This is a genomic window from Kocuria sp. CCUG 69068 (assembly GCF_020833785.1).
Taxonomy (GTDB): Bacteria; Actinomycetota; Actinomycetes; order Actinomycetales; family Micrococcaceae; genus Kocuria; species Kocuria rosea.
In genome coordinates, this window is the sequence record NZ_PDDL01000131.1 from 1 (window position 1) to 8,517 (window position 8,517).

The 8,517-nt window shown below is 74.9% G+C and carries 8 protein-coding genes; 4 read left to right on the top strand and 4 right to left on the bottom strand.

Annotation, left to right across the window (positions count from 1 at the left end):
- Window positions 1–45 precede the first annotated feature (45 nt).
- Together CRM73_RS16935 and CRM73_RS16940 are read left to right on the top strand one after the other, a co-directional pair.
- A complete protein-coding gene (locus CRM73_RS16935) occupies window positions 46–549 on the top strand; it encodes a DUF3830 family protein (RefSeq protein WP_017833058.1) in 504 nt (167 codons plus the stop codon).
- Window positions 550–629: 80 nt separating this feature from the next.
- Window positions 630–1,292 carry a GntR family transcriptional regulator gene (locus CRM73_RS16940; protein WP_229588590.1) on the top strand — a complete coding sequence of 221 codons (663 nt, stop codon included), beginning with the start codon at window positions 630–632 and terminating at the stop codon, window positions 1,290–1,292.
- A gap of 39 nt (window positions 1,293–1,331) precedes the next feature.
- Here the strand turns inward: CRM73_RS16940 and CRM73_RS16945 are convergent, their stop codons facing one another.
- Window positions 1,332–2,069, bottom strand: coding sequence for a trimeric intracellular cation channel family protein (locus tag CRM73_RS16945; protein ID WP_109242986.1), 738 nt, complete (start codon window positions 2,067–2,069; stop codon window positions 1,332–1,334).
- Between the two features lie 94 nt (window positions 2,070–2,163).
- On the opposite strand from CRM73_RS16945, the gene CRM73_RS16950 reads away from it, so the two are divergent.
- Window positions 2,164–3,159, top strand: a complete 996-nt coding sequence (locus tag CRM73_RS16950; protein WP_370658562.1) for an AI-2E family transporter — start codon at window positions 2,164–2,166, stop codon at window positions 3,157–3,159.
- Between the two features lie 22 nt (window positions 3,160–3,181).
- Here CRM73_RS16950 and CRM73_RS16955 read toward each other — a convergent pair whose 3' ends face one another.
- Genes CRM73_RS16955 through CRM73_RS16970 form a run of 3 tightly spaced genes read right to left on the bottom strand, consistent with a single transcriptional unit; the run spans window position 3,182 to window position 7,764 of the window.
- Window positions 3,182–4,432, bottom strand: coding sequence for a phosphatidylserine/phosphatidylglycerophosphate/cardiolipin synthase family protein (locus CRM73_RS16955; RefSeq protein WP_051063743.1), 1,251 nt, complete (start codon window positions 4,430–4,432; stop codon window positions 3,182–3,184).
- A gap of 42 nt (window positions 4,433–4,474) precedes the next feature.
- Entirely contained in the window at window positions 4,475–4,948 is a 474-nt protein-coding gene (locus CRM73_RS19810; protein WP_305067810.1) for an SHOCT domain-containing protein, read from the bottom strand.
- Window positions 4,945–7,764, bottom strand: coding sequence for a LuxR C-terminal-related transcriptional regulator (locus CRM73_RS16970; RefSeq protein ID WP_229588591.1), 2,820 nt, complete (start codon window positions 7,762–7,764; stop codon window positions 4,945–4,947). Before CRM73_RS16970 ends, CRM73_RS19810 begins: the two co-directional genes overlap by 4 nt.
- Before the next feature lie 152 nt (window positions 7,765–7,916).
- On the opposite strand from CRM73_RS16970, the gene CRM73_RS16975 reads away from it, so the two are divergent.
- Window positions 7,917–8,315, top strand: a complete 399-nt coding sequence (locus CRM73_RS16975; protein WP_229588592.1) for a phage holin family protein — start codon at window positions 7,917–7,919, stop codon at window positions 8,313–8,315.
- Window positions 8,316–8,517 lie beyond the last annotated feature (202 nt).

Sequence of the window (8,517 nt, forward strand, 5' to 3'; positions counted from 1 at the left end):
GGCCGCGGCCCGGTCCTCCGCCGCGGTGCCGGTGCGGAGCACCCCGTGACCCGCTACCTCACCGTCGGCCTGGAGCGGCGCGCCGTCACCGCCCGCGCCCGGCTCCTGGACCGCGAGGCGCCCCGGACCGCCGAGGCCGTCTGGCGGGCGCTGCCCCTCGCCGGCCAGGTCTTCCACGGGAAGTTCGCCCGCAACGAGATCTACGCCCTGGTCCCGGCGTTCGCGCCCGAGGAGCCGGGGCCCGAGAACCAGACCGTGACGCCCATCCCGGGGGACCTCTGCTACTTCAGCTTCGACGGGGTGCTCGAGAACCCCGCCTACGGCTACGACGCCTCCTCCGGGACCTCCGAGCACCGCCTGCTCATCGACCTCGCCGTCTTCTACGGCCGGAACAACCTGCTGCTCAATGGAGACGTTGGGTGGGTGCCGGGCAACGTCTTCGCCACGATCGAGGACGGCCTCGACGAGCTGGCCGCCGCGTGCCAGGACGTGTGGATGGGCGGGGCCCGGGGCGAGACCCTGCGGTTCGCCCGCGCGGAGGAGCCCTGAGCCGGCCGGCACGGCGCGAACTAGGATGGATCCTCGGCCCGGGCGCCCCGCCCCGGGCCGGACGAGAGATGGAGAGCAGCATGGCAGCCCGGTCGGCCCTTCCCCCCGTGGTCCAGGAGTCGACCCCTGCGCTCATCGCCAGGATCCTGCGGGAGGCCATCGCCGACGGCCGCTTCCCGCCCGGGAGCCAACTCGTGGAGCAGGAGCTGGCCAGGGAGCTCAACGTGAGCCGGGGACCCCTGCGCGAGGCCATGCAGCGGCTCACGCAGGAGGGCCTGCTCGTGGGCCACCGCAACCGCGGGCTGTTCGTGATGGAGCTGACCGAGGACGCGGTCCGGGACATGTACCTCGCCCGGGAGGCCGTGGAGTGCGCGGCCGTGCGCCGGATCGTGGCCACGGGCACCGGGCCCTGGGCCGCCGAGGCGCTGGCCGTGCCGCTGGCCGAGATGCGGGCCGCCGCCCCGGAGCCGAACGGGCGCGCGATGTCGGAGGCGGACCTGCACTTCCACGAGCTGCTCGTGGAGCTCGCCGGCAGCCCCCGGCTGCTCGGCATGCACCGGACGCTGCTCACCCAGATCCGGATGTCCCTGACCGGCATGCAGGGGACCTACGGGTCCGCCGACGCCCGCCTCCGGGAGCACACCGAGATCGCCGAGGCGCTCGACGCGCAGGACGCGGAGCGTGCGGACACGCTGCTGCGGGCCCACATGCAGGACGGACTCGAGCGGGTCCTGGGCGCCTGACCGGGCCGCGCCCCGGCCCGCGCGCGGGCCGGCGGGGCGTCAGGACGCGCCGGGCTCCTCGCCGCGGCCGGGACCGCCGGGCCGGCGCGGACGCCACATCGGGCGGGGCCAGTCCCTGCGGGGCAGGCGCACGTTCCACTCGCCCGCCCCGGGCAGCCGCCACCCCCGGCGCCGGGCCACCACGGTGACCGTGGCGGCGGTGAGGATCGCCGCGGCCATGCCCCAGTTGGGGTAGCCCAGACCGTGCAGCACCGCCATCTCGGCGCTGCCGATCACCGCCCCGGTCGCGTAGAGGGTGTTGCCGCCGAAGATCATCGGCACCCGCCCCACCGCGATGTCGCGGATCATCCCGCCGCCCACGGCGGTGATCACCCCGATCATGACGGCCGGCAGCCAGGTCAGTCCCACGTCGAGGGCCTTGCCCGTGCCCGTCGCCGCCCAGCAGCCCAGGGCCAGGGCGTCGGCCACCACCAGCACGCGGTTGGTCCACTTCCCCCGGAACTGCAGGAAGAACGCGATGGTGGCGCCGGCGATCGCCGTGATCAGGTACGCGGGGTTGGTCAGGGCCACGGGGAAGCCGACCTGCAGGAGGGTGTCGCGCAGCAGTCCCCCGCCGAGCGCGGAGACGACGGCCAGGAACGCGAAGCCGACGGGGTCCATCTTCAGCTGGCGAGCCACCACCCCGCCCAGGACGCCGTTGGTCAGCACGCCGAGCAGGTCGACGGCGTCGAAGGCCGCGCTCGGGTCGAGATCCTCCACGGCCACCACGGCCACCACCGCCTCTCCCGCGTCACGCCGACGCCCGAGGGTAGCACCGTCTCCCGCGCCCCTGCTGGCCACCGCGGCGGCGTCCCTGGGCATCCTCGCCCTGGTGGGCGGGGTGGTGACGGGCATCGTCCTCGCGGTCCGCAGCGAGTGGGACAACCTCTCGGCCTCGGCCGTGGAGGGGTGGGAGGAGCTGCAGCGCGTGATCATGTCCGGGCCCCTGCCCGTGGACACCGCCTCCCTGGACGCGCTGCTCCAGCGGGCCACCGACTTCCTCACGTCCAGCGCGTTCGCCGGGGGAGCCATCAGCGGGCTCACGGCCGCCACCGAGTTCCTCGCCGGCGTGGTGCTCATGACCGTCGTCCTGTTCTTCTTCCTGAAGGACGGCGCGAAGATGTGGAACTTCACGCTGCGCTGGTTCCACGGCGGGACCCGGGCGCGGCTCGCCGAGTCCGGGGACCGGGCGGTCCAGGTGCCCGGCGGCTACGTGCGCGGCACCGCGGTCGTCGCCGCCGTCGACGCGGTGTTCATCGGGGTGCCCCTGGCCCTGCTCGGGGTGCCCTTGGCGCTGCCGCTGACCGTCATCGTGTTCATCGGCGGGTTCGTCCCGATCGTCGGCGCCACGGCCGCGGGGATCCTGGCCGCCCTGGTCGCGCTCGTGACCAACGGCCCGTGGACCGCCCTGATCGTGGCCGGCGTCGTCGTCAACCAGATCGAGGGCGACCTCCTCCAGCCCGTGGTGATGGGCCGGGCCCTGAGCCTGCACGCGATCGTCGTGCTCCTGGCCCTCACGGTGGGCACCATCGTCGGCGGGATCTTCGGGGCCATCCTCGCCGTGCCGATCACCGCGGTGGGCTGGGCCGTGATCCAGGTGTGGAGCGACCGGTACCAGGCGGGGGAGGACCCGGTGCTGGGACCGGACCCGCTCGACCCCCAGGACACCGCCCGGTCCAAGGCGAGCATGGCGGAGCGGTGGAAGTACCAGCGGATGCGCTACCAGCACCGTCCCGGTGGCCGGCTCGGGGCCACGGGGCACGACGCCCGCGGGCGTCCGCACGACGGGCCCGCCCCGGCCGGGGACGAGCCGGACGGGCAGGCCTGAGCGGCCCCGGAGGGCCACGGCGTCACAAGAAGGGGCGCAGCGGCACCAGGACGGTCTCGGCGAACCAGGCCGCGGGGGACCGCTCGTCCCACCGGCCCGCGGTCAGCTCCCGGCAGTTCTCGCTGTCGGCGGCGAAGACCGCCTCCATGTCCGCGGCGACGTCCCGGTCGTGGATCTCGAGGTTCGTCTCGTAGTTGAAGCCCAGGCTCAGCCGGTCGATGTTGGCGGTGCCGACGATCGACCACTGCCCGTCGATCGTCGCGGTCTTGGCGTGGATCATGGCGTGGCGGTAGAGCAGCACGGTGATGTCCGCGGCCAGCAGGGTCGAGTAGAAGCCGCGGGAGAGCCAGTCGGCGAGCACGTGGTTGGAGTCCTCGGGCAGGATGACGCGCACGTCCACGCCCCGCCGGGACGCCTCGATCAGGGCGGAGAGGATCTGCTGGTCGGGGATGAAGTAGGCGGTGGTCAGGTAGATGTGGTCCGTGGCCCGGTGGATCGCGTCGAGGTAGACGCTGCGGATCGGGTACACGAGGCTGGCCGGGATGTTGTTGATCGCGCGCACCCGCGAGTCCCAGGAGCCGGGGTTCACGTGCGGGAGCTTCGGCCGCCGCGCCGAGGGGTGGTTCCACACCGCGGCGAAGGAGTGGCCCAGCTCGAAGGCGGCGGGGCCGGTGAGCCGCACGTGGGTGTCCCGCCACTGCGTGGCGTAGAGCGAGCCGAGGTTGTAGCCGCCCACGAACCCGACCTCGTCGTCGACCACCAGCAGCTTGCGGTGGGTCAGCCCGGTCGCCTGCAGCGGGCTCAGCAGCAGGCGCGGGCGCAGGACGGGGAACCGGAAGACGTGCACGTCCGGGTGGAAGCGGTAGAAGCCGCGGGGCACCACGAGGTTGCCGAAGCCGTCGTACATGACGTGCACCTCGACACCGCGGGCGGCGGCGTCGTTGACGGCGTCCAGGAACTCGCGCCCGACCTCGTCGTCCTTCCAGATGAAGGTCTCCAGCAGCACCCGGTGCCGGGCGCCGCGGATCGCGGCGAGCATATCCCGGTAGAGGTCCTCGCCGTAGGTGTAGATCGTGGTGCCGGTCTCCGCGACCGTGTGCTCGAACGTGCCCGGGCGGGGGAACCCGGAGCGCCTCGAGCGGCTCCGGCGCTTGATCGCGTCGGTGGCCACCAGGGTGGCCACCACCGCCGCCTGCACGGCCACCATGCCCAGGGCGGAGCGGACGGCGAACGAACGGAGCAGGCGGGGCCCGGAGGAACGAGGAATTCTCATCCGCGAAGCCTACCCGGGCGCCGCCGGCGGTGCGGGGCGGCCTCAGACCGTCCGCGCCGCCGCCCGGCCCGCGGCGTCGTCCTCCGCACCGTCCTCCGCGCCGCCACCCGTCGACGACGACGGCGCTGCGGTCGTGCCGCCGGCGGTCGGCCCGTCCGCGCCCGGGGAGCCGTCGCCCAGGAGCCGGGCCTTCTCGGCCTCGAACTCCCCGGCGGTCAGCGCGCCGCGGTCCCGGAGGTCCGCCAGGAGCGTCAGCTGGTGGGCACGGCCCCCGTCACCCGGCCCCGGACGCGACCGGGCCGCCGCGAGGCGCTGCTCCTCGGCGGCGCCGACGGACCGGGTGAGGAGATAGACCAGCGGTCCCACGAACGGCAGCAGGACGATCACGAGCGCCCACAGCACCTTCGTCGCGCCCCTGATGTCCTCACGGCGGGTGATGTCGACCAGCGCCACGCCCCAGAGCAGGGCCAGCGGCGTCCAGATCACCAGCAGCCACAGAAACTCCCAGAAGTTCATGAGGTCCTCCCCGGTCCGGCGGGGCTCTCGGCGTCCCCGGGTTCACCTCCAGGGTCCCGCTCCGCCGCGGGCCGGGCCTCACCCGGCGCGGGTGATCCGGGGGACCCGTCGAGGGTCGTGTGCTCCAGGAGGCCGAGCGTCCGGGCGCGGAGCACGGCCTCCCGCCGGGTGCTGACGCCGAGCTTGCGGTACAGGGACTTCAGGTGCGCCTTGACGGTGTTCACCGACAGGTACAGCTCGGCGCCGACCTCCGTGTTGCTCATCATCGTCGGCAGCAGCAGGAGCACGCTGCGCTCGCGGCTGGTCAGCGACTCCAGCACGGCCGGTGCGCGGGTGGGGGTGCTGCCGCCGAGGAGGTCCAGGACGGTCCCGACGAACTCCCGGTGCGTGCCCACGGCCCGCCGGTGCAGCTCCAGCAGTCTCCTGACCCGCTGCCCGTCCACGAGCAGGAAGGGGCGCACGATGTGCTCGGGGGCCGCCACGGCCAGACAACGCCCGAGGCAGGCGTGGGCCTGCACCTCGTCGCGGAGCCGGTCGTGGGCGAGGGCCGCCAGCAGCCAGGCCTCGACGGCGGGTCCTCCGTCCACCTCGGTCTCCCGGAACAGGTGCTGCAGCTGCCGCAGGCACTGCGCGGGGTCGTTGGTCTCCAGCAGGGCCCGGGCCCGCAGGACGATCCGGTGCCCGTGGGGCCGCCCCCGGGACGGGGCGGTGACGGGCGGGTCGCCGAGCAGCGCCGGGACGGCGGCGGGCCGTCCCTCCGCCAGGAGGATCTCGGCCCGGACCAGCTCGCACCACTGGGCGAGGAAGTCCGGCATCGCCCAGTCCTGCGTGCTCCCGCGCAGCCGCCCCAGGAGGTGCCGGGCCGCGGTCACGTCCCCCTTCGAGAGCTCGAGCCGCACGCCCACCAGGGCCAGGCCGGTCTCCGCGTAGCGGTCCGGCACCCGGCCCACGCACGCCCTCCCGCGGTCGAGGGCGGCGGCGCAGGCCCCGACGTCGTGCTCCAGGAGCCGGATCACCGCCTCCGCCAGGAACGCCGTGGCCGTCAGCGGGAGGAAGGTCCAGCCGGACTCCTCCGCGACGGCCAGTGCGACGTCCACCTCGCGGCGAGCCTCCCGCAGCCGGCCGCGCATCGCCTTCAGGGCGGCGAGGTTCCCGTGCAGGTGCAGCGCGAGCACCGGGGTCATGGCGGAGCGGTCCGCGAGGGCCGCGACCGTCCGGGTGAGGGTGGTCTCGGCGGCGCCGAGCTCACCGGTCCACAGAAGGCCCATGGCCAGCACCGTGGCGGTGGCGATGCGGTACACGGGGGCGGCCGGGAGCTCCTCGGGGAGCACCTCGTCCAGCTGCCGGATCGCGGTCCTGGAACGGCGGACCTGCTCGGTGGCGTCCGCGTGCATCCACGCCAGAACGGCGTCGAGCGTGGAGAGCACCACCGTGGTCAGCCGGGCGTCCTGCGCGGACAGCCGGGGCAGCAGATCGCGGGCGCGCGCGGCGTGGGAGGCGACCCCCACCGGGTCGTAGGCGGCGTAGCGCACGGCGGCGACCGCGGCGGCCACCTCGCAGTCCCGGGCGACCAGCTCGTCCGGCACGCCGCTGAGCAGCGCGACGACGGCCGCGCGGTCCGTGCCCAGGACCTCCGCGCCGGCGCTGCGCAGGACGAACCGGGCCAGCGCCGGCCAGTCCTGCGCCGCGCGCAGGTGCCGGGCCGCTTCGAGCAGCTCCCTGTGGGCCGCGAACCAGCCCGCGGCGCGCCGGTGCAGGACGGCCTGCCGCGCGGGGTCCTCCGCCCTGAGCCGGTGGCGCAGCAGGTCGGCGAAGAGGTGGTGGTAGCGGTACCACTTCCGCCGGTCGTCGAGGGCGACCACGAAGAGGTTCTCGTGCTCGAGCCTGGCCAGCAGCCGCTGGCCGTCGCTGCGGCCCGTCAGGGTGTCGGCGAGCTCGCCCGAGACGCGCCGGACCACGCAGGTGTCGAGCAGGAACCGGGTCAGCGCGGGCTCCTGCTGCGCGAGGACCTCCTCGGTGAAGTAGTCGGCGGGACCGCGCTGGTCCCCGGCCAGTCCGCGGACGGCCGCGTCCACGTCCTCGGCGCCCTCGAGGGCCAGCGCGGCGAGACGGAGCCCTGCCGCCCAGCCCTCCGTCCTGGTCAGCAGCACGGCCAGCTGCGGCGGTGTGGGGGCGACCTCTTGGGCGGCGAGGAGCTCCAGGGCCTCCGCGGGGTCGAAGCGGAGGTCGTCGGCGCGGAGCTCCGTCAGCCGGCCGCTCAGCCGCAGCCGCTGCAGCGGCAGGTCCGGGTCGCTGCGGGTGGCGATCACCGGGCGGAGGGCGCCGAGGTCCTTCCGGGCCGCCGCGGCCAGGGTCTCCTCGGCGGGCGAGCCCGCGATGCGGTGCAGGTCGTCGAGCACGAGCACCCGCGGCGCCGGGAGCAGCCCGCAGGCCTCCACCAGGAGGTCGACGAAGCGGGGATCGTGGGTCGACGGGGCGCGCAGACCGGCCAGGGCGCTCCCGGGGCCGACGTCGGGCGCGGCCTGCAGGGACGCCAGGACGCGGGCCCAGAGCTGCTGGGGGTCCCGGTCCTCGGGCTCCACCGACAGCCAGGCCACGGGCGGGCGGCGCGGTGCGGCCCACCCCGACAGGAGCAGCGTCTTGCCCGCCCCCGCCGGGGCGGAGACGACCACGGTGCCGGCGGCCACCCCGGCGTCGAGCATCCGCTCGAGACGCGGGCGGCGCACCGTCCTGGCGGGCACCCGGGGGATCGAGGAGCGCGTGGCGGACAGCGGTTCCGGCGGCGGTGGACGAGCCCCGCTCCGTTCGCCCGTCATGCTTGGAGGCTACTCCAGGAGCCCGGATGCCGGAATTGTGTCCGGCCGGCCCGCCGCATCACCCGTCGCGGGTGATGCGGGGCCCGGCTGTGGTCGCGACAGTGGGAGCACCGTCCGGCAGGCAGCGGGGCGCAGCTGTACAGGAGACAGCCATGGTCGTGTCGCTTCTCGTGCGGTGGGCGGTGCTGGCGGGGGCGGTCGAGCTCACCGCGTGGTTGCTCCCGGAGTTCTCCATCGAGGGCGGTCTGCTCTCCCACCTGGTGGTGGCGCTGTTCATCGGCCTCTGCAACGTGCTCGTGCCGCTCGTCACCGCCCGGCTGCCCCAGCCGGGGTCGGTGGTGCTGCTGGCGCTGCTCACCCTGGCGGTGAACGCGGTGCTCATCTGGGTCTTCTCCGCCCTGACGGGCCTGCTGGCCGTCTCCGGGCTGCTCGTCGCCGCGCTGGCGGCGCTGCTCATCTCGGTCTTCGCCGCCGTGCTGTCCCTGGTGGCCGATCGGCTCCTGGCCGCGCGCGCCCAGCGCACCGGTCCGGCCCCCGCCACTCGCGGGTGAGGCGCCCCGCAGGCGCCGGGAGGGGCGGCGACTACGCTCGTGCCATGGACCCCGGTTCCAGCGCCCCCGCCGTGGCGCGCTCCCTCGAGACGATGCCCCGGGAGTCCATCAGCACCACATCGTCGATGCCCTGTGCCAGCAGGATTTCGGTGATCGCGATGCCGGCCGCGCCGGCTCCGGCGATCACGACCTTGAGCCCGGC